The organism is Actinoplanes siamensis (assembly GCF_016862395.1).
GTDB lineage: Bacteria > Actinomycetota > Actinomycetes > Mycobacteriales > Micromonosporaceae > Actinoplanes > Actinoplanes siamensis.
Map to the genome: position 1 here is coordinate 104509 of NZ_BOMW01000016.1, position 19980 is coordinate 124488.

Below are 19980 nucleotides of genomic sequence, written 5' to 3' on the forward strand. Positions count from 1 at the left end.
CCATCGTGGGCGCGCGGTCACCCCGGGTCAATCTCGGTGAGGTGCGTCCGCCCGGCGGCGTCGCGCTCGACCCGGACCCGGGTGATCAGCCCCGGCCCGAGGCGGACCGGGAGCGGCGGCCCGTCCTGCGCCCGCACCGAGTGCGTGCCGGGCGCGAGGGCCAGGGTGAGCCGCTTGCCGGCTTTGACCCGGCCTTTCGTCGCGCCGTCCACCGTGATCGTGACGGTGCGGGCGAGGGTGGTCAGGGACCGCGGCGGCCCCTCGACGATGAGCGTGCCGACGATGGTCATGAAGCGGCTCCCGGGGGAAGGCGGAAGCCGGGGCGGCGGGGCCGCCCCGGCTTCGGGGGTCACCAGGTGGTCGGCGGGGTCTGCGGCTGGTAGGCGCGCTCCTCGGCCGGCATCACGATCCAGAGGATCGGGTAGACCAGGATCTGGCTGCCCGGGATCACGAAGAGGATCAGCACGAACAGCAGGCGGGCGATCCACGGGTCGAGCCCGAAGCGCCGCCCCAGGCCCGCGCAGACGCCACCGAGCATGCGGCCGTCACGCGGGCGGACCAGGCCTTGGCGAGCCATCGTGTCGTGTACGGCGTTCATGGCGGGTCTCCCACTTTCCTTGGTTGCCCTCCCGGGTGGGGAGGTGATGCCTCAAGAGTGCTACCCGGGTACGACACTTTCCATCCGGCACCGCCCGGATCCGACCCCGATACCCGCTCTCAGGGTCGGCCATGACGGCCACCGGGCCTACTCGGCAGTGAACCCGCCCGATACAGTGCTGCGAGCGGGAACTGGGGGGACTCGAGGACTATGGTCGACAGCACGGTGCCGGGCGAACGGACGCAACCGTTGCGTCCGCACGATCCGCGCGAGCTCGGCGACTACGAGTTGCTGGGCCGCCTCGGCGAGGGTGGCATGGGCACTGTCTACCTCGGCCGCAAGCAGAACAGCAAGGTGCTGGTCGCGGTCAAGGTGGTACGCCTGGACCTGGCGCACGACGACGAGTTCCGCCGCCGGTTCCGCAGCGAGGTGGAGCGTGCCCGGCAGGTGCCGCCGTTCTGCACCGCCGAGGTGCTCGACGCCGACCCCGAGCACGAGCAGCCCTATCTCGTCGTGGAATTCGTCGACGGACCCACCCTGGCCGACGTGGTCGAGCAGCGCGGCCCGCTGACCTCGGCCAATCTGCACAGTGTGGCGATCGGCGTGGCCACCGCGCTCACCGCGATCCACGGCGCCGGCGTGATCCACCGTGACCTCAAGCCGCGCAACGTGCTGCTCGCCCCCGGCAGTCCCAAGGTGATCGACTTCGGGATCGCCCGCGCGATGACCGCGACCAGTGGGAACACCCGCCCCGACCAGATGGTCGGCACGGTGGCCTACATGGCGCCGGAACGCTTCGACTCCGAGGCGGACACCCCGATCACCCCGGCCGCCGACGTGTTCGCCTGGGGCAGCGTGGTGACCTACGCGGGGACCGGCAGGACGCCGTTCCACGCCGACTCGCCGACCGCCACCGCGGCCCGCATCCTCACCCAGCCGCCCAAGCTGGACGGTCTGAGCAAGCCGCTGCACGACCTGGTGGCGCACGCCCTGGAGAAGGACCCGGCGAACCGGCCCAGCGCCCGCGAACTGCTCGACCTGCTGATCTCCGGCGACCGCCCGGCGGCCTCCGCCGCCGCGCTGGAGGACCAGCCCGACCTGCGCGCCGCCGCGGTCGAGGCGCAGGCGGTGACCGGGTACGCGCGGCCGGTCCCGCCGGCCGGCGCCGAACCCGCGGCGCCGGTCCTGGCCATCCCGCCCGGCCTGGTCGGCTACAGCGAGAACTCGATCGTCACGGTGCCCATCGAGGCCGTGCCGGAGGCGGCGCCGGCCGGGGCGGGCGCGCCGGGGCGGCCCCGGCGCCGGGTGCTGCCGGCGCTGCTCGCCGCGATCACCGTGCTGGTCATCGCGGCCGGCGTCGGGATGATCGGCCTGCTGCTGCGCGACCACTTCCGCGAGGACACGCCCACGCCGGCCGGGTCGCCGGAGGCGGCGGCCACCGGGTCCGGGCAGACGCCGCTGCTGGCCGACAAGCTGGCCGCCACCGGGCTCTGGCAGGCCACCGCGCAGAGCGACGAGCAGGCCAGCTGCGCGTTCGCCCAGGGCGCGCTGGTGGCCCGGCGGGAGACCACCGGGACGTTCCGCTGCCGCGGGCCGCGCGACCCGCTCGCCGACCTGTCCGCCGAGGTCGGGGTGCGCCTGGACACCCGGTTCAGCTGTGCCGCGATCTGGTTCCGGTTCGACGACGCCAAGGGCGGCTACCAGGTGCGGATCTGCGAGAAGGACGCGTATCTGTCCGTGCACAGCGCGGACCGGGTGACGCTGAAGAAGACGCTGCCGTTGGCCAGGCCGATCCCGCTGTACGCGGCGCCGACCCGGATCGGGCTGCGGGTGCGGGGCGGCTCGGTGGAGCTGACCCAGGACGGCGCCGCGGTGGGGACGGCCGCGCTGACCGAGCCGGGCCTGACCCAGGGCCGGGTGGTGCTGGGCGTCTTCAACGATCCCGCGGCGCCCAAGGAGGGGCCGTACGAGGTGGCCTTCAGCGACCTCAAGATCTGGGCCTGACCGAGGGCCTTCCCTTCGTACGACGAAAGGAAGCCCCTCGGTTCTGGATTCTTCAGTCCTTCGCCAGGCCGGCGCGGCGCAGGGCGTCGGCCATGGCGCTGTTGCCGAACGAGTTCCCACCGCCGCGCTGGCCGCCGCCCTGGCGCGGCTGACCGCCGCGCTGGCCGCCCTGGCCGCCGCGTTGGCCGCCCTGTCCGACCTGACCGCCACGCGGGCCGCCGCCCGGCCCGCCGCGACCACCGCGGTCGCGGTCCTCGCGCGGCTGCCGGCCCTTGCCCGGCTCGTCGGAGAGCCGCATGGTCAGCGAGATCCGCTTGCGGACCGGGTCCACCTCGAGGACGCGGACCTTGACCACGTCGCCGGACTTGACCACCTCGCGCGGGTCCTGCACGAACTTCTCGGAGAGCGCCGAGACGTGCACCAGGCCGTCCTGGTGCACGCCGATGTCGACGAACGCGCCGAACGCGGCCACGTTGGTGACCTGGCCCTCGAGGACCATGCCGGGCTTGAGGTCGGCGATCTTCTCGACGCCCTCGGCGAAGGTGGCGGTGGTGAACGCCGGCCGCGGGTCCCGGCCCGGCTTCTCCAGCTCCTTGAGGATGTCGGTGATGGTCGGCAGGCCGACGGTGTCGGTGACGAACCTGTCCGGCCGGATCCCCTTGAGCAGCGGGCTGTTGCCGATCAGCGTCCGGACGTCCGCGCCGGCGTCCGCCGCGATCGTGCGGACCAGCGGGTACGACTCGGGGTGCACGCTGGAGAAGTCCAGCGGGTCCTCGCCGTCGCGGATCCGCAGGAAGCCGGCGCACTGCTCGAACGCCTTCGGGCCGAGCCGGGCCACCTTCTTGATCTCGTTGCGGTTCTTGAACGGGCCGTTCTGGTCGCGGTGCAGCACGATGTTCTCGGCCAGGCCGGCGGTGATCCCGGAGACCCGGGTGAGCAGCGGCGCCGAGGCGGTGTTGATGTCGACGCCGACGCCGTTCACGCAGTCCTCGACCACCGCGTCCAGCGAGCGGGCCAGCTTCACCTCGGAGATGTCGTGCTGGTACTGGCCGACGCCTATCGACTTCGGGTCGATCTTGACGAGCTCGGCCAGCGGGTCCTGCAGGCGGCGCGCGATCGAGACCGCGCCGCGCAGCGACACGTCCAGGCCGGGTAGTTCCTGCGAGGCGTACGCGGAGGCGGAGTAGACCGACGCGCCGGCCTCGGAGACGACGACCTTGGTGAGCTTCGCCTCCGGGTGCTTCTTGATCAGCTCGGTGGCGAGCTTGTCGGTCTCCCGGGAGGCGGTGCCGTTGCCGATCGCGATCAGCTCGACGTCGTGCTTGGAGGCGAGCGCGGCCAGCCGGTGGATGGACTCGTCCCACCTGTTCTGCGGCACGTGCGGGTAGATCGTGTCGGTGGCGACCACCTTGCCCGTCGCGTCGACCACCGCCACCTTCACGCCGGTCCGGAAACCGGGGTCCAGGCCCATCGTGGCGCGCGTGCCGGCCGGCGCGGCGAGCAGCAGGTCGCGCAGGTTGGCGGCGAACACCCGGACCGCCTCGTCCTCGGCCGCCTCGCGCAGCCGGACCCGCAGGTCGGCGCCGAGGTGGATGAGGATGCGGGTGCGCCACGCCCAGCGCACCGTGTCGATCAGCCACTTGTCGGCCGGCCGGCCCTGGTTCGAGATGCCGTTGCGCCCGGCGATGCGGCCCTCGAAGTAGCCCTCGTCCTCCTCCGGGTGCGGCTCCATGGTGAGGTCGAGGACCTCCTCCTTCTCGCCGCGGAGCATGGCCAGGATGCGGTGCGAGGGGAGCTTGGTGTACGGCTCGGCGAAGTCGAAGTAGTCGGAGAACTTCGCGCCGTCGGTCTGCTTGCCGTCGCGCACCTTGGCGACCAGGCGGCCCCGCGTCCACATCTGCTCGCGCAGGTCGCCGATCAGGTCGGCGTCCTCGGCGAAGCGCTCGATCAGGATGGCGCGGGCGCCGTCCAGGGCGGCCTGCCCGTCGGCGACCCCCTTCTCGGCGTCCACGAACGCCTCGGCCGCCGCCCGTGGGTCCACGGTGGGGTCGCCCAGCAGGCCGTCCGCCAGGGGCTCCAGACCGGCCTCCCGGGCGATCTGCGCCTTGGTCCGACGCTTGGGCTTGAAGGGGAGGTAGATGTCCTCCAGGCGGGCCTTGGTGTCGGCCTCCAGGATCTGCCGCTCCAGCGCGTCGTCCAGCTTGCCCTGTGCGCGGATCGACTCCAGCACCGCGGCCCGCCGGTCCTCCAGCTCCCGCAGGTAGCCCAGGCGCTCCTCCAGGGTGCGCAGCTGGGTGTCGTCCAGGGTGCCGGTCACCTCCTTGCGGTAGCGGGCGATGAACGGCACGGTGGCCCCGCCGTCGAGCAGCTCGACCGCCGCGGTGACCTGCCCTTCGCGGACCCCGAGTTCGGAGGCAATGCGCTGATGGATCGCTGTCGTCACGCCGACGATTGTGACCGAGGCCGCCGGGACTTGTCGCGCCGCCCCGCAGGAAGGCTCCGTTCGAGGTTTTCCCCGGCCCTTCGCGGCGCGCGCGGCCCGCGGGTGAACCGCCCGACCGGGTGCACCGTCGCCACCTGCGGAAACGCTGAATTCCTGGACGCGCCGGACGCGGAGGTGCACGTTTACTAGAGACAACCCTTTCCGGCTTTGGCACTCTTGCTACATGACGCTTGCTGTCCGGGCGGTCGCCGCCACTGATCAGGGCCTGGTCCGGTCCAACAACGAAGACGCGGTTTTCGTCGGTAATCGCCTCTTCGTGGTCGCGGACGGCATGGGTGGGTTGCCCGCCGGTGAGCTGGCCAGCGAGATCCTGGTGCAGACCCTCGGCGAGGTCGATCACAAACCGGACACCGGGGAGCCGCTGCAGGATCTGATCGAGGCGCTGCAGACGGCGAACAAGCAGATCGAGAAGGCGGTCTCGGACGACGACGCCCGCGACGGCATGGGCACGACGGTGACCGCGCTGCTGCTCTCCGGCGAGCGGCTGGCCGCGCTCAACGTCGGCGACTCCCGCTGCTACCTGCTCCGGGAGGGTGACTTCCAGCAGCTCACCCGCGACGACACGTACGTGCAGGCGCTGGTCGACCAGGGCGTGCTGACCCCGGACGACGCCCGCCGGCACCCGCAGCGCGCGCTGGTCACGCAGGCCGTGCAGGGCGGCCCGTTCCGCCCGGCGGGGCGGATGATCCCGGCCCGGGTCGGTGACCGTTACCTGCTCTGCAGCGACGGGCTCTCCGACTACGTGGAGGACGCGGTGATCGCCCAGACGCTGCGGGACAACGCGGACCGGCGGACCTGCGCCGCGGAGCTGATCAACCGGACGCTGGAGAACGGCGCTCCGGACAACGTGACGGTGATCATCGCGGATGTGGTGGAGCTCTAGGTGCGCGGCATTGGTCGACTCCCCTAGGGTCGGGCGATGCCACGCAGAATCACGGGAGTGCTGACGGTCGCGGTGGTCGCCGCCGTCTCCGGCTGGATGACGCTCCCACCGACCGCGGCCCTGGCCGCCACCTCCAACGACCCGACCTGCAAGACGCCTGTCAACGGGTCGCCGGTCACCGGCACCGGCCCGAGCGCGACCGGCTACGTGCTCAACGTCGGCACCGGCGGCGAGCTGGGCACGGTCTACGAGACCAGGGACGGCTCGCAGGCCGCGTTCCCCAAGGTGAGCGCGCGGGACGGGGCGACCGGCCGGACGGTGGTCACCACCTTCGCCCGGGGCCGCGACGAGGGCGACGACCGGACCCCGCCCGGGCAGGTCACCTCGACCGACGGGGGCGTGACGTTCCCCGCGGCGTCGTACACCGAGGACCCGGCCGTCCCGACCACCCAGCTGCGGGACGGCACGCTGCTCGGGATCGACTTCATCCCCACCTCGCTGACCACGACCACTGCCACCTTCGGCGTGCACCGCTCGACCGACGGCGGCGCCACCTGGACCACCACGCCGGCGGTCATCGGTCTGAGCCCGAACCTGGACGGCGGCATCCGCACGCACGGCGCGCCGCTGCAGCTCGGCGACGGAACCGTGCTGATCAGCTACTACACCATCTTCGGCGCGAGTCATCAGGCCCCGGGGCGGTACCAGCAGCACACCTCGTACGTGGCGGCGAGCACCGACGGCGGGCTCAGCTTCAGCACGCGCGGCCGGATCGCCTACGACAGCACCGGGTCCAACGGCTACCCGGAGGCCGCCATCGCCGCGCTGCCCAGCGGCAAGCTGCTCTCGGTGGTCCGGCACCAGGTGTGGAACGGCTCCAACTTCAACAACCTGGACACGCCGCGCTGGACCACCTCCAGCGACAACGGCGCCACCTGGGCGCCTCTGCAGGATCTTGCAGTCAGCTTCCCGTACGGCTACGACCAGTTCGACGACGCCAAGCCGAAGCTGCTCGGGGTGTACCCGCAGCTGCTGCTGATGCCGAACGGGGTGATGGTGCTCAGCAGCGGCCGGCCGGACAACTGGGTGGCCATCTCCACCAACGGGCAGGGCACCGGCTGGGTCGGCCAGCTGACCTACCGCAACTGCCCGACCACCGGGTACCGCTCGCACGGCTCCACCGGCAACACCGCGGTGGCCGGCGTGGAGAGCAACCGGCTGCTGCAGGTCGGCGACAACTGCGACATCACCTGGTCCTGCCCGGCGGGGGACAGTGGGTACACGATCGACGCGGGGCACCGGATCTGGCGCCGCTTCATCGACGTCCTCACCCCGGACGTCGGCAAGATCGACCTGGCCACCAAGTACCGTCTCGGCCAGGTGCAGGTGACCACGGACATGACCACCCGGCCGGAGGCCGCGTTCGACGGCAGCACCGACCACCTGTCCAGCGCGGTCCGCGAGGACGGCGGCGCCGGCACGTACACCCTGCAACTGGACCGCGAGTACCAGCTCACCCGGCTGGGCCTGAGCCTGCGCAACGGGGCCCCGGAGAGTGCCCGGATCTACGCCTCCACCGACGGCGTGAACTGGGGCAACCCGATCCTCGACGCGGCAAACCGCACGCATCTGGCGCTGGAGTACTTCCCGCTCTCCTCGGTGCGCGCCCGCTACCTCAAGGTGGTGGCGGACGGCCCCTACCTGAACGAGCTGGAGCTGTACTCGACTGTCAACTCGTTCGAGAACGACCCGGTGAACAACCGGCCGCGCGGCTTCACCGAGCTCGCCCAGACCTGGGTCACCCGCAGCGGTGTGAACGGCAGCAGCCGCGCGCTGCGCCTCAACGACACCTCCACCGAGCTGATCGCGAAGGCGGTGTGGCCGGTGAGCACCGCGGCCACCACCCGCTCGCTGGAGTTCCGGGTCAACCCGGTGACCCTGCCCAACGCCTTCCTGTTCGACGTTCAAGGACGCAACAGCGGCGGTACGGCGGTGGACGCGTACCACCTGCTGGTACGCCCGGACGGCGGCCTGAGCCGGCATGACGCCTCGGGCTGGACCTCGATCACCGGGGCCGGCCTGGTGCCGGTCGGCAAGTGGAGCACGATCCGCGTCCAGGCCACCCTGACCAGCGCCACGATCAGCGTGAACGGCGTGGTGGTCGCCAGCGGCGTGCAGCCGTCGTCGGCGGGCGTCACCGGGCTGCTCGGCTACGCGTTCGCCAGCAGCGGCACCCCGTCGGTCGGCGACAACATCGTCGTCGACGACATCCTGCTCGGCTCCTGACGGTCCGGGCTCCGGGGCGCGCCCGCACTCCGGAGCCCGGATTCCGGCAGATCACGACGATCGCGGACCGGTTCCCGCGCCGGCTTCCTCCCGGGCCGCAGGAACCGGTCGTCCGATGGTGGCGTGTCCCGGCGGCGCGGCGCGCCGCCGAAGCGGTGCCGGACGGGCGTGAGCGTCAGTGGCGAGGCGCTGACATATCCTCGGCGGGTGCTGATGGCGACGGAGCGGTTGATCCTGCGGCGGTTCCGGGCCTCCGACGCCGGGCGGCTGTCGGAGTACCGGTCGGATCCCGGGGTGGCGCGGTACCAGTCGTGGGACGCGCCGTTCCCGGCCGACAAGGCCGAGGTGGCGGTGCGCAACTTCGCGGCCGGTTCGCCGGACCGGCCGGGGTGGTTCCAGTACGCGATCGAGCACACCGCCGAGCGGGTGCTGATCGGGGACGTCGCGGTGCGGCTGCACGACAACCTCAAGCAGGCCGAGATCGGGTTCACGCTGGCCACGGCGTACCAGAAGAGGGGGTTTGCGGCAGAGGCCGTGAGCGCCGTGCTGGACCGCCTGTTCCGCCTGCAGGGTCTGCACCGGGTGATGGGGGAGTGCGACGCGCGGAACACGGCGTCGGCGGCGCTGATGGAGCGGCTCGGGTTCATCCGGGAGGGGCTGCTGCGGCAGCAGACGTTCATCAAGGGCGAGTGGACCGACGATCTGCTGTTCGGGATCCTGGCGCCGGAGTGGCTGGCGCGGGAAAGCGTCGGACCCCTCTGAATCGAGGGCGCGGCGGAGATCCACGTGCCCGGGCCGGGGGACGGGCGGGAGCCCGTCCCCCGGCGGCGTCACTTCTCCAGCTTGAGCCAGAGAGCGCCCAGCGGCGGCACGCGCAGGGCGGCCGAGTGGTCGAAGCCGTGCCACGGGATGTCCTCGGCCTGGACCGCGCCCAGGTTGCCGACGCCCGAGCCGCCGTAGAGCTCGCTGTCCGTGTTCACCGCCTCCAGCCAGCGGCCCGGACGGGGCAGGCCGATGCGGTAGTTCTCGTGCGGGACCGCGGCGAAGTTGACGACGCACGCCATCGGGTCGCCGTTCGGCGCGAAGCGGAGGAACGAGAACGTGTTGTGGTGCGAGTCGTCGCTGGTGATCCAGCGGAAGCCGGACGGGCTGGTGTCCTGCGTCCAGATCGCCGGGGTCTCCCGGTACACCCGGTTCAAGTCGGTGACCAGGGCCTTGACGCCACCGAACCGGGGGTCGTCGAGCAGGGCCCAGTCCAGGCCGCGCTCCTCGCTCCACTCCCGCTGGTCGCCCATCTCGGCGCCCATGAACAGCAGCTGCTTGCCGGTGAACGCCCACATGAAGCCGAGCAGCGCCCGCGTGTTGGCCAGCTTCTGCCACAGGTCGCCGGGCATCTTGCCGGTCAGCGAGCCCTTGCCGTGCACCACCTCGTCGTGGCTGATCGGCAGGATGTAGTTCTCGCTCCAGGCGTAGACCGTCGCGAAGGTCATCTGGTGGTGGTGCCACTGCCGGTGGATCGGCTCCTTGACCATGTAGTTCAAGGTGTCGTTCATCCAGCCCATGTTCCACTTGAAACCGAAGCCCAGGCCGCCCAGGTGGGTGGGGCGGGTGACGCCCGGCCACGCGGTGGACTCCTCGGCGATGGTGACCACGCCGGGGTGGTGCTTGTAGACGGTGGCGTTCATCTCCTGCAGGAAGCTGATCGCGTCCAGGTTCTCCCGGCCGCCGTACTGGTTCGGGGTCCACTCGCCGTCCTTGCGGGAGTAGTCCAGGTAGAGCATCGACGCGACGGCGTCGACCCGCAGGCCGTCCGCGTGGAACTCCTCGCACCAGTAGAGGGCGTTGGCCACCAGGAAGTTGCGGACCTCCTTGCGGCCGTAGTCGAAGACGTAGGTCCCCCAGTCGGGGTGCTCGCCGCGCCGCCAGTCGCCGTGCTCGTAGAGCGGCGTCCCGTCGAAGCGGGCCAGGGCCCACTCGTCCTTCGGGAAGTGCGCCGGCACCCAGTCCAGGATCACGCCGATGCCGGCCTGGTGCAGCTTGTCGACCAGGTGCCGGAACTCGTCGGGGTTGCCGAAGCGGGCGGTGGGGGCGTAGTACCCGGTCACCTGGTAACCCCAGGAGCCGCCGAACGGGTGCTCCATCACCGGCATCAGCTCGACGTGCGTGAAGCCGGTCTCGACGACGTAGTCGACCAGCTGGGTGGCCAGCTCGGTGTACGACAGCCCGGGCCGCCACGAGCCCAGGTGCACCTCGTACACGCTCATCGGCTCCTGGTGCCACGCCTTGGACGCCCGCTCGCGCATCCACTGCTCGTCGTGCCACTGGTATTCGGAGTTGAACACCACTGACGCGGTCGCCGGCGGCACCTCGGTGTGCTGGGCCAGCGGGTCGGCGTGCTCACGCCACTGCCCGTCCCGGCCGAGGATCCGGAACTTGTACTTGGTGCCGATGTGCGCGGTGGGGACGTAGATCTCCCAGACGCCGCTGGAGCCGAGCGAACGCATCGGCCACCCGTCGTACGGCCCCCAGCCGGCGAAGTCGCCGACCACCTGGACGCCGCGGGCGGCCGGCGCCCACACCGCGAACGCCACGCCGGTGCCGCGCGGCTGCGCGCCCAGCACCCGCCAGAGCCGCTCGTGCCGACCCTCGCCGATCAGGTGCAGGTCCAGCTCGCCGAGGGTGGGCGGATGACGGTACGGGTCGTCGCACTGCGTCCCGTCCACGTCGAGCCGGTAGTCCAGCACCGTCCCGGGCACCTCGGCCGCGAAGATCCCGTCCGGGTGGACGGGCGTCATCTCCTGGCGTTCGCCGTCGCCGTACAGGACGGCGACGGCCTTGGCGCCCTTGCGCAGGGCCCGGATGACGGTGTGCCCCCCGCCCGGATGTGCGCCGAGCACGGCGTGCGGATCGTGGGTGTCGCCGGCGATCACGGCGTTCATGGCGCGCTCGTCGGCGGCCAGGCGGGAGGTGGTGTGCCCGATCATCTTCGCTTCCTCTGACATTGGGGGTCAGCCGGCCAGCCTGGCGATGGAACGGAGCGGAATCCGCAGCCATCCCGGGCGGTGCCGGGCTTCGTAGGCGGCCTCGTAGACGGCCTTGTCCAGTTCGTACGCCGCGAGCAGCGCACCCTGTTCGCGTGGGTCCAGACCGGACACGTGCGCGTACCCGTCGCAGAACGCCGCCCGGTTGCGGTCCACCCACTCCCGGGCCCGGCCCGCCAGGTGCTCCTCGTCCTCCTGGTCGACGAGCAGCTGGTACGCCGCGTACTCGTAGGAGCGCAGCACCCCGGCGACGTCGCGCAGCGGCGAGTCCGGCAGCCGGCGCTCGTCCAGCGGCTGGCCCGGCTCGCCCTCGAAGTCGATCAGCAGCCAGGTCTCCGGGGTGCGCAGCACCTGCCCCAGGTGCAGGTCGCCGTGCACCCGCTGGACGGTCACCTGTTCACCGGTCAGCGCGGTGAACCGCTCGGTGATGGCCGGCACGTACTGCTGCAGCTCGGGCACCGCGTCGGCGGCCGTCCGGAGCCGGGCGAGCATGGCGTCCACCGGGAACGGCGACGGGCCGGCGCCCAGCTCCTCGGCCAGCGTCAGATGCACCGACGCGACCGCCTCGCCCAGCCGGTACGACTCGCCCTGGAAGTCCCCGCCCGCCTCGTCGGCGCGGAACTCCGCGTCGGCGAACAGGTCGCGCGCCGACGCGGTGGCCATCGCCCAGCCCTCGGCCGAGTTGGCGGCGTACGCGGTGACCATCCCGAGCGAGCACTGACCCGCCTCGTCGGAGGTCTCGAACGAGCCGAGCAGCCGCGCCACGTGCGGGTTGCCGGCCCGGCCGAGCACCCGGTTCAGCTCGATGTCCGGGTTGATCCCGCAGGTGACCCGGCGGAACACCTTCAGGATCGCGTCCTGCTCGAAGATCACGCTGGTGTTGCTCTGCTCGGCGTCGAACACCCGGGGCCACTTGTCCAGCGGCAACTCGACGTCCGGCTCCTTCTCGAAGGTCAGGTCACCGACCGGCTCGGACCTGTCGATCAGGCCGAGCAGGTACCGCGCCGCCTCGGGGGAGTAGAGGGCGTCGTACGCCTGCCGGCCCTGCTCGTCGGCGCCGATGGTGGCGACCGCGTGGTACTCCGGCAGCAGCTCGGCGCCGTGGGCCACGAGCACCTGGTACCGCTCGGAACTGCCGTCGGTGTACGAGACGTCGATCAGCACCAGGTCGATGTTCTCGCCCAGCGGCGTGGCGCTGGCCTCCTTGAGATCGGCCAGCACCCGGCTGCGACCCGCGTACCAGCGTTGCTTCGGTAACCACTCGGCATAGGGCAGCGTCATTGCTTCTCCTCAGACCCGCACAACTGGAACCAGTAGAAGCCGTGTCCCGGAAGGGTCAGAAGGTACGGCAGCTGGCCGATCCGCGGGAAGTTGACGTGGCCGGTCAGCTCCACCGGGGTGTACCCGTTCCAGTGCTGCAGGTTGAGTTCGATCGGCTGCGGGAACCGGGACAGGTTGTTGACGCAGAGCACCACGTCGTCGCCGTACTCCCGCAGGTACGCCAGCACCGACGGGTTCGAGCCGCCCAGCTCGCGGAAGGTGCCGACGGCGAACGCCTCGTGCCGCCGGCGCACCGCGAGCATGGTCCGGGTCCAGTTCAGCAGCGACGTCGCGCTGTCCCGCTGGGCCTCCACGTTGACCGCCTGGTACCCGTACACCGGGTCCTGGTTGACCGGCAGGTAGAGCCGGCCCGGCGTGGCGGTGGAGAAGCCGGCGTTGCGGTCCGGCGTCCACTGCATCGGGGTCCGCACGCCGTCCCGGTCGCCGAGCCAGATGTTGTCGCCCATCCCGATCTCGTCGCCGTAGTAGAGCACCGGCGAGCCGGGCAGCGACAGCAGCAGGGCGGTGAACAGCTCGATCTGGTTCCGGTCGTTCTCCAGCAGCGGGGCCAGCCGACGGCGGATGCCGACGTTGGCCTTCATCCGGGGGTCCTTGGCGTACTCCGTGTACATGTAGTCGCGCTCTTCGTCGGTGACCATCTCGAGCGTCAGCTCGTCGTGGTTGCGCAGGAAGATGCCCCACTGGCAGTTCTCCGGGATGGCCGGCGTCTGGGCCAGGATCTCGGAGATCGGGAAACGCGACTCGCGGCGGACGGCCATGAAGATCCGCGGCATCAGCGGGAAGTGGAACGCCATGTGGCACTCGTCGCCGCCGGACTTCGGGTCGCCGAAGTACTCCACCACGTCGGCCGGCCACTGGTTCGCCTCGGCCAGCAGCACCCGGCCCGGGAACTCGTCGTCGATCACCTTCCGGCAGTGCTTGAGGAAGGCATGTGTGGCCGGCAGGTTCTCGCAGTTCGTGCTCTCCTGCTCGAACAGGTACGGCACGGCGTCCAGCCGGAAGCCGTCGATGCCCAGGTCCAGCCAGAACCGGAGCACGTCGAGCATGGCCTCCTGCACCTTCGGGTTCTCGTAGTTGAGATCCGGCTGGTGGGAGAAGAACCGGTGCCAGTAGAACTGCCGCCGCACCGGGTCGAACGTCCAGTTGGACTCCTCGGTGTCGACGAAGATGATCCGGGCGTCGGAGTACTTGTCGCTGGTGTCGTTCCAGACGTAGAAGTCGCCGTACGGCCCCTCGGGGTCGTGCCGGGACGCCTGGAACCACGGGTGCGAGTCGGACGTGTGGTTCATGACCAGGTCGGTGATCACCCGGATGCCGCGCTTGTGCGCCGCGTCCAGCAGGGCCACGAAGTCGTCGACCGTGCCGAACTCGGGCAGCACCTTGTAGAAGTCGCGGATGTCGTACCCGCCGTCGCGCAGCGGCGAGTCGTAGAAGGGCGGCAGCCAGAGACAGTCCACGCCCAGCCACTGCAGGTAGTCCAGGCGCTCGATCAGGCCGCGCAGATCGCCGCCGCCGTCCGACCCCGAATCGTAGAACGCCCGGACCAGCACCTCGTAGAAGACCGCCCGCTGGAACCAGGTGCGGTCCGCCGGGAGCACCCGGGCATGGCCGAAGTCGTCCGAGGTGGGATGTTCGACCATCCCGTCCTCGGTGTGACTTCCCTCCGCCGGGTCGTGCCCGCTCGTCAACTCCATCAGGTGTTCCCCCTACCCCGCCTGCACCACGAAGATGTGCGCCGGTTCGACGTACGGGTCGATCCGGACCGCGTTGTACTGCCCCCACTCGTACGTCGCCCCGGTGATCTGGTCGACCACGGTGAAGCGGTCGTGCCAGTCCAGGCCCAGGGCGGGCATGTCGAGAGTGGTGTTGCCCCACTGCACGTTTGTGGAGTCGAACGAGACGATCACCAGGACCGTGTTGCCGGTGTCGGCGTCGCGCTTGGAGAAGCACAGCAGCGCGCCGTTGTCGATCTCGTGGAAGCGCAGGTTGCGCAGCCAGTGCAGGGCGGGATTCTGCTCGCGGATCCGGTTCAGGTTGGTGAGGTACGGCGCGAGCGACCGGCCGGCCCGCTCGGCCGCGGCGTAGTCGCGGGGTTTCAGCTCGAACTTCTCGTTGTCGATGTACTCCTCCGCGCCGGGGCGGGCCACGTGCTCGAACAGCTCGTACCCGGAGTACAGGCCCCAGGACGGGGTCAGCATCGACGCCAGCACGGCGCGGATCTTGAACATCGGCGGGCCGCCGTGCTGCAGCGTCTCGTGCAGGATGTCCGGCGTGTTCGGCCAGAAGTTGGGGCGCATCCAGTCGATCGAGGTGAGCAGCTGCTCCATGTACTCGCGCATCTCCCGCGCGGTGGTGCGCCAGGTGAAGTACGTGTACGACTGCGTGAAGCCGATCTTGCCGAGCCCGTTCATCATGGCCGGCCGGGTGAACGCCTCGGCCAGGAACAGCACGTCCGGGTGGGACTCCTTGACCTTGGGGATCAGCCACTGCCAGAAGTTGACAGCCTTGGTGTGCGGGTTGTCCACCCGGAAGATCCGTACGCCGTTGTTCACCCAGTGCATCACCACGCGGTACACCTCGTCGCGCAGCGTGCGGTAGTCGTTGTCCCAGTTGATCGGGTAGATGTCCTGGTACTTCTTGGGCGGGTTCTCGGCGTACGCGATGGTGCCGTCGGCCTTGGTGGTGAAGAACTCCGGGTGCTCGGTCACCCACGGGTGGTCCGGCGCGGCCTGCAACGCGAGGTCGAGCGCGACCTCCATGCCCAACTCCTCCGCCCGCTCCCGGAAGTACCGGAAGTCGTCCAGCGTGCCGAGCTGCGGGTGGATCGCGTCGTGGCCACCCTCGTCCGAGCCGATCGCCCAGGGCGAACCGACGTCCACCGGGCGCGCCACGAGCGTGTTGTTCCGCCCCTTGCGGTTGATCTTGCCGATCGGGTGGATCGGCGGCAGGTAGACGACGTTGAAGCCCATCTCCGCGATGGCCGGCAGCCGCAGCGCCGCCGTCCGGAACGTGCCGTGCTTGATCGGCGTCGCGTCCGGGCCGATCTCGGCGCCCTCCGAGCGCGGGAAGAACTCGTACCACGACGAGTAGAGCGCGCGCTCGCGGTCCACCCAGATGGCGAACGAGCGGGTGGTGGTCACCAGATGCCGGACCGGGTTGTGCCAGAGCAGCTCCTCGAGGTCGAGAGCCGGAGTGACCCGGGAGAACAGCGACCGGTTCTGGTCACGCAGGGCGGCTACCGCCTCGCGCACCCGCTCCTCCTGCTCGGGCGGCACGATCTTGACGGCGAGATCCAGCACGTCGGCGCCCTCGGCGAGGTCGTTCGCCAGATCCTCGGCGCCCTGCCCGGCGCCGATCTTCTTGACCACGGCGTCCCGCCACGTCCGGTACGGATCGTCGAACGCCTCCACCGTGAAGGTCCACCGGCCGACCTCGTCGGGCCGGATCGTCGCGTGCCACTGGTCCAGGCCCGGCGCGCCGGGGGTCATCCGGGTGAACGGCCTGGTCTGCCCGTCCGGGCCACGCCATACCACATTCACCCCGAGCGCGTGATGTCCTTCGCGATAGGACACCGCGGAAACCGGTACCAGTTCGCCGACCACCGCCTTCGCGGGGTAGCGGCCACCGGACACAGCCGGCGTCACGTCTTCGATGGGGAAGCGACCGGTCATGATCTCCACCGTAGTCAGAGGGGCTCAGTAGGACCCGGCGACCGGAAAAACCACCGCCGTCGTCCTATGACTTCTCCGTAGTGGAGACTCTGAAACTTGGGGAGGCGCCGCAAAACGGCCGATCGCCGAGGCGCCTCTCAACCTACCGGAGACCGCCTATGGGTTCGCATCAGTACGGGGTCGCGTGCCGCTGGAAAACACGACAAGTTCACCTTCCCGCAACAGGCGCTCGCCCCGCCCTGTGCGCACCACCGGCACGCTCCCGGCCAGCACGATCACGTTGCCCGCCCGGCGCCCCCGCAGCACCGGAACCTCACCGAGCAGCCCCACCTCGGCGAACGCGGCGGCCACGGTGGCCACCTGGATCCTGGTGGCGGCCATCGGAGGGACATCCGTCACATTCATCACGAGCAGCCCGCCGGGCCGCAGCACCCGTCTCAACTCGCGCGCGTACTCCACGGTACCCAGATGCGGCGGCGTCGCGGCCCCGTTGAAGACATCCGCCACGATCACGTCGTACCGCGCATCGGGCGTCGTCTCCACCGTCTGCCGCGCGTCGCCGACGACGATCTCCACCGGCTGCGCCGGCGGGATCTCCCGCAGCACCAGATCGACCAGCTCGCGGTCGATCTCCACCACGGTCTGCGCGGCCGCCGGCCACCACCGGGCCGCCAGGCGCGGCACGGTGAGCGCGCCCCCACCCAGATGCAGGACGCTTCCCGGTACGGCGGTACGCGCCCAGGCCCGCAACGAGCGCGCGATCAGTGCGACGTACGGGAACTCCAGGTGCTCCGGGTCCGCCAGATCGACGTACGACTGCGGTACGCCGTCCACCAGCAGCGTCCAGCCCCGCGCCCGGGCCGGGTCGGGAACCAGCTCGGTGACGCCCCCGGGTGTGCGTCGGTTGCCGTGCGTTGCCATCGAGGAACCTTACTCAAGGGGCCCGTCCGGCCGGCCGAGTTATCCCTTCGACGCGAGCCGAACACCGGCCGCGCCCGTAGACAAGGAGAACGTCGTGGCCGGACCGTCGACCGCACTGTCCCCGGTGATCGCCGCCAGCACCCACTGGCTGGCCCGGGCGTACCCCGGTGGGGAGTCGAACACGGTCGCGCACACCCTCTCCGAGCTGCAGGCGCGTCAGGCCGTGACGGTCGCCGCCTGGCTGCGCTACCCGACCGAGATCGACGCCGCGCTGGTCGCCATCGCCGGGCCGGGCGGCTCCGCGCTGCTCGACTGGAAGGCCGGCAGCGAGCCCGAGGACGAGTTCGCCGAAGGCGAGGGCTGGCGCACCTGGGTCGACGAGGTGGTCGTCAGCTGGGCCGCGTGCCTGCTGGCCGACCCGATGCTGGCCCGCCGCGGCGTGGACGCGGTGATCGCCGCGATGCCGGTGCCGGAGCCCCGGCCCCGGCCGCAGGGCCGCCGCGCCGGTGGGCTGCCCAGCGAGTTCCGCCGGCTGCTGCAGCCGGACACCCGCGACCGCGAGGCCGCCGTGCTGTTGCGCCACCCCGACCTGCTGGAGCCGATCGCGGTCATGCACCGCGACACGCTCCTCTACCTGCTCGACGCCGAGCAGTCGCACGAGCCCCTGGCCGCCTGAGCCCTGCTGTGTTCGATGGCCTCGCTTCGCTCGGCGGGATCGCGCCCCTTGGAGTCGTTGTCGAGGGCACCGAAATCGACCACGGCTTCGCCTAGCCGATTTCGGCGCCCTCGACAACGACGGGCGCGATCCGTGGTGGTTGCGGTTGCGTTGACCATCACCATCCTGGCGTTCTTGACCTCATGGCCCACCCCTTCGCCCGGTGCGCTGGGGGCGTCCCCCGACGCCCGCCGGACAGCGTGCCGGACCCCCTGCGAAGAGGGCGGGAACCGTACGGCCGGCACCCGTTCCTCCTGGGGTGCCGGCCGTACGGCCTTTCAGCTGTCCGCCTCTGGACGCTGTCTGCGACGGCCCCTCAGCTGTCCGCGAGGCGGGCCGGGAAGCCGCCGGTGGCGATCGGGCCCCACGAGTCGACGGTGACGCGGATCAGGCACTTGCCCTGGTCGCGCATGGCCTGGCGATACTCGTCCCAGTTCGGGTGCTCGCCGGAGATGGCGCGGAAGTACTCCACCAGGGGCTCCACCGCGTCGGGCAGGTCGATCACCTCGGCGGTGCCGTCGACCTGGACCCACGGGCCGTTCCACTCGTCGGAGAGCACGCAGAGCGTGACCCGCGGGTTGCGCCGGATGTTGGCGACCTTGGCGCGCTCCGGGTAGCTCGAGATGACGATCCGGCCCTCGGTGTCCACGCCGCAGGTGTTCGGCGAGGACTGCGGGCGGCCGTCCCCGCGGACCGTCATCAGGATCGCGTGGTGCCGCGGGCGCAGGAACTCGACCAGCTCCTCGCGGCTCACCCGGGTGTTGGTGGCAATCGTGCGGGCCATCAGCGTGCTCCTTCCGCGTTGACCGTGTGCGCTTCGCCGGCCTCCGGCGAGCCCGGCCGGCTGGCGTCCACCGGGATCGAGCCCGGGTGCTGCCCGCCGGGCCCGGACGCGGCCTGCCCGGCCGAGACCGCGGCGCCGATGATGCCGGCGTTGTTCAGCAGCTTGGCCGCCACCACCGGGGTGCGGATCTCCAGCAGCGGGAAGTACTTGTCGGCCTTCTTGCTGACGCCGCCGCCGATGATGAACAGCCGCGGGGAGAGCAGCATCTCGACGTGCCGCAGGTACTTGCTGACCCGGTGGGCGAACTTTTCCCAGCTCAGGTCTTCGGACTCGCGGACCCGGTCGGAGGCGATCAACTCGGCGTCCTTGCCGTCGATCTCCAGGTGGCCCAGCTCGGTGTTGGGCAGCAGCACGCCGTCCAGGAACAGCGCCGTGCCGATGCCGGTGCCCAGGGTCACCATCATGATCAGGCCGGACTGGTCGCGGCCGGCGCCGAACGCGACCTCGGCGGCGCCCGCCGCGTCCGCGTCGTTGAGCACCGTGACCGGCTTGCCCAGCCGCTCGCCGAACAGCCGCGCCGCGGGGGCGTCGATCCAGGACTTGTGCACGTTCGCCGCGGTGCGGGTCACGCCGTCGACGACCACGCCCGGGAAGGTCACGCCGACGCTGTCGTACCCCTCGAACCTGGCAGCCACCTCGGCGACCGCGTCCACCACGCGGTCCACGTCTGCGGGCTGCGGGGTGGGCACGCGGCAACGCTCGTCGAGCAGCTCACCGCGCACCGTGTCGACGGGCGCGCCCTTGACGCCCGAGCCGCCGATGTCGATGCCGAGGATGGTCATCCGTGTCTTCCCGTCTCCGTGCCGGTCACTCGTCCGTGCTGTTTACCACGCGGGTCCGACACCGAATCCTGCCCGCCCCGGCGTGAAGCGGAACGACACCGACGGGTGAATTCGTTCCGCAGTTCCCTCGTTCACGCGCTGTCACTCATACTTTCGGCTGGTCCGGGCTCGGCTTCTCGGCTAGCGTTGCTTGTCAGGACGACTTTCTGCTTCTCAGAAACGGTCGCCGCGCGCGGGCACGGCTCTCTGCCCGCTGATGGAGGACCACCCATGACTGTGATCGAGGTCCATAACGAGCAGGCGCCCCGCACCCCCGAGGCGACAGCCACCGATCTGCTGGCCCGGATGGCCGCCGAATCGGCCGGACGGGGCCGCGCCGGCCTGCGCGACC

15 protein-coding genes are annotated in these 19980 nt (G+C 70.9%); 5 read left to right on the plus strand and 10 right to left on the minus strand.

The window, feature by feature from the left end:
- Positions 1 to 17 precede the first annotated feature (17 nt).
- Together Asi03nite_RS08335 and Asi03nite_RS08340 are read right to left on the minus strand one after the other, a co-directional pair.
- Positions 18 to 290 (minus strand): hypothetical protein, encoded by a 273-nt coding sequence (locus tag Asi03nite_RS08335; protein ID WP_203677855.1) that lies wholly within the window; start codon positions 288 to 290, stop codon positions 18 to 20.
- Between the two features lie 59 nt (positions 291 to 349).
- Positions 350 to 598, minus strand: coding sequence for a PspC domain-containing protein (locus Asi03nite_RS08340; protein ID WP_203677856.1), 249 nt, complete (start codon positions 596 to 598; stop codon positions 350 to 352).
- 210 nt (positions 599 to 808) lie between these two features.
- Between Asi03nite_RS08340 and Asi03nite_RS08345 the strand changes: the two genes are divergently transcribed.
- Positions 809 to 2602 (plus strand): serine/threonine protein kinase, encoded by a 1794-nt coding sequence (locus Asi03nite_RS08345; RefSeq protein ID WP_203677857.1) that lies wholly within the window; start codon positions 809 to 811, stop codon positions 2600 to 2602.
- Between the two features lie 52 nt (positions 2603 to 2654).
- Here the strand turns inward: Asi03nite_RS08345 and Asi03nite_RS08350 are convergent, their stop codons facing one another.
- Positions 2655 to 5045 carry a Tex family protein gene (locus tag Asi03nite_RS08350; RefSeq protein ID WP_203677858.1) on the minus strand — a complete coding sequence of 797 codons (2391 nt, stop codon included), beginning with the start codon at positions 5043 to 5045 and terminating at the stop codon, positions 2655 to 2657.
- A gap of 223 nt (positions 5046 to 5268) precedes the next feature.
- Between Asi03nite_RS08350 and Asi03nite_RS08355 the strand changes: the two genes are divergently transcribed.
- From Asi03nite_RS08355 to Asi03nite_RS08365, 3 genes are all read left to right on the plus strand, one after another.
- Positions 5269 to 5988 (plus strand): PP2C family protein-serine/threonine phosphatase, encoded by a 720-nt coding sequence (locus Asi03nite_RS08355; RefSeq protein WP_203677859.1) that lies wholly within the window; start codon positions 5269 to 5271, stop codon positions 5986 to 5988.
- Positions 5989 to 6024: 36 nt separating this feature from the next.
- Positions 6025 to 8274, plus strand: coding sequence for a discoidin domain-containing protein (locus Asi03nite_RS08360; RefSeq protein ID WP_203677860.1), 2250 nt, complete (start codon positions 6025 to 6027; stop codon positions 8272 to 8274).
- A 213-nt stretch (positions 8275 to 8487) separates the two neighbouring features.
- Positions 8488 to 9036: a GNAT family N-acetyltransferase gene (locus tag Asi03nite_RS08365; protein ID WP_239102533.1), complete on the plus strand. Its 549-nt coding sequence runs from the start codon at positions 8488 to 8490 to the stop codon at positions 9034 to 9036.
- A gap of 68 nt (positions 9037 to 9104) precedes the next feature.
- On the opposite strand, the gene glgB is transcribed toward Asi03nite_RS08365, so the two are convergent.
- The 5 genes from glgB to Asi03nite_RS08390 form a co-directional block, all read right to left on the minus strand.
- Positions 9105 to 11258, minus strand: coding sequence for a 1,4-alpha-glucan branching protein GlgB (gene glgB / locus Asi03nite_RS08370; protein ID WP_239102530.1), 2154 nt, complete (start codon positions 11256 to 11258; stop codon positions 9105 to 9107).
- A gap of 24 nt (positions 11259 to 11282) precedes the next feature.
- Positions 11283 to 12596: a maltokinase N-terminal cap-like domain-containing protein gene (locus Asi03nite_RS08375; RefSeq protein WP_203677862.1), complete on the minus strand. Its 1314-nt coding sequence runs from the start codon at positions 12594 to 12596 to the stop codon at positions 11283 to 11285.
- Complete coding sequence (gene treS / locus Asi03nite_RS08380; RefSeq protein ID WP_203677863.1) at positions 12593 to 14350, minus strand: maltose alpha-D-glucosyltransferase; 1758 nt, start codon at positions 14348 to 14350, stop codon at positions 12593 to 12595. The genes Asi03nite_RS08375 and treS overlap by 4 nt, the downstream gene beginning before the upstream one ends.
- A gap of 12 nt (positions 14351 to 14362) precedes the next feature.
- Positions 14363 to 16327, minus strand: a complete 1965-nt coding sequence (locus tag Asi03nite_RS08385) for an alpha-1,4-glucan--maltose-1-phosphate maltosyltransferase (RefSeq protein WP_203677864.1) — start codon at positions 16325 to 16327, stop codon at positions 14363 to 14365.
- A 156-nt stretch (positions 16328 to 16483) separates the two neighbouring features.
- Positions 16484 to 17248 (minus strand): spermidine synthase, encoded by a 765-nt coding sequence (locus tag Asi03nite_RS08390; protein WP_203677865.1) that lies wholly within the window; start codon positions 17246 to 17248, stop codon positions 16484 to 16486.
- Positions 17249 to 17342: 94 nt separating this feature from the next.
- Here Asi03nite_RS08390 and Asi03nite_RS08395 point away from each other — a divergent pair, with 94 nt between their 5' ends.
- Complete coding sequence (locus tag Asi03nite_RS08395) at positions 17343 to 17924, plus strand: hypothetical protein (protein ID WP_203677866.1); 582 nt, start codon at positions 17343 to 17345, stop codon at positions 17922 to 17924.
- A gap of 355 nt (positions 17925 to 18279) precedes the next feature.
- Here the strand turns inward: Asi03nite_RS08395 and Asi03nite_RS08400 are convergent, their stop codons facing one another.
- Positions 18280 to 18747 carry a PPOX class F420-dependent oxidoreductase gene (locus tag Asi03nite_RS08400; protein WP_203677867.1) on the minus strand — a complete coding sequence of 156 codons (468 nt, stop codon included), beginning with the start codon at positions 18745 to 18747 and terminating at the stop codon, positions 18280 to 18282.
- Positions 18747 to 19589 (minus strand): polyphosphate--glucose phosphotransferase, encoded by an 843-nt coding sequence (gene ppgK, locus Asi03nite_RS08405; protein WP_203677868.1) that lies wholly within the window; start codon positions 19587 to 19589, stop codon positions 18747 to 18749. Before ppgK ends, Asi03nite_RS08400 begins: the two co-directional genes overlap by 1 nt.
- Between the last annotated feature and the right edge of the window lie 391 nt (positions 19590 to 19980).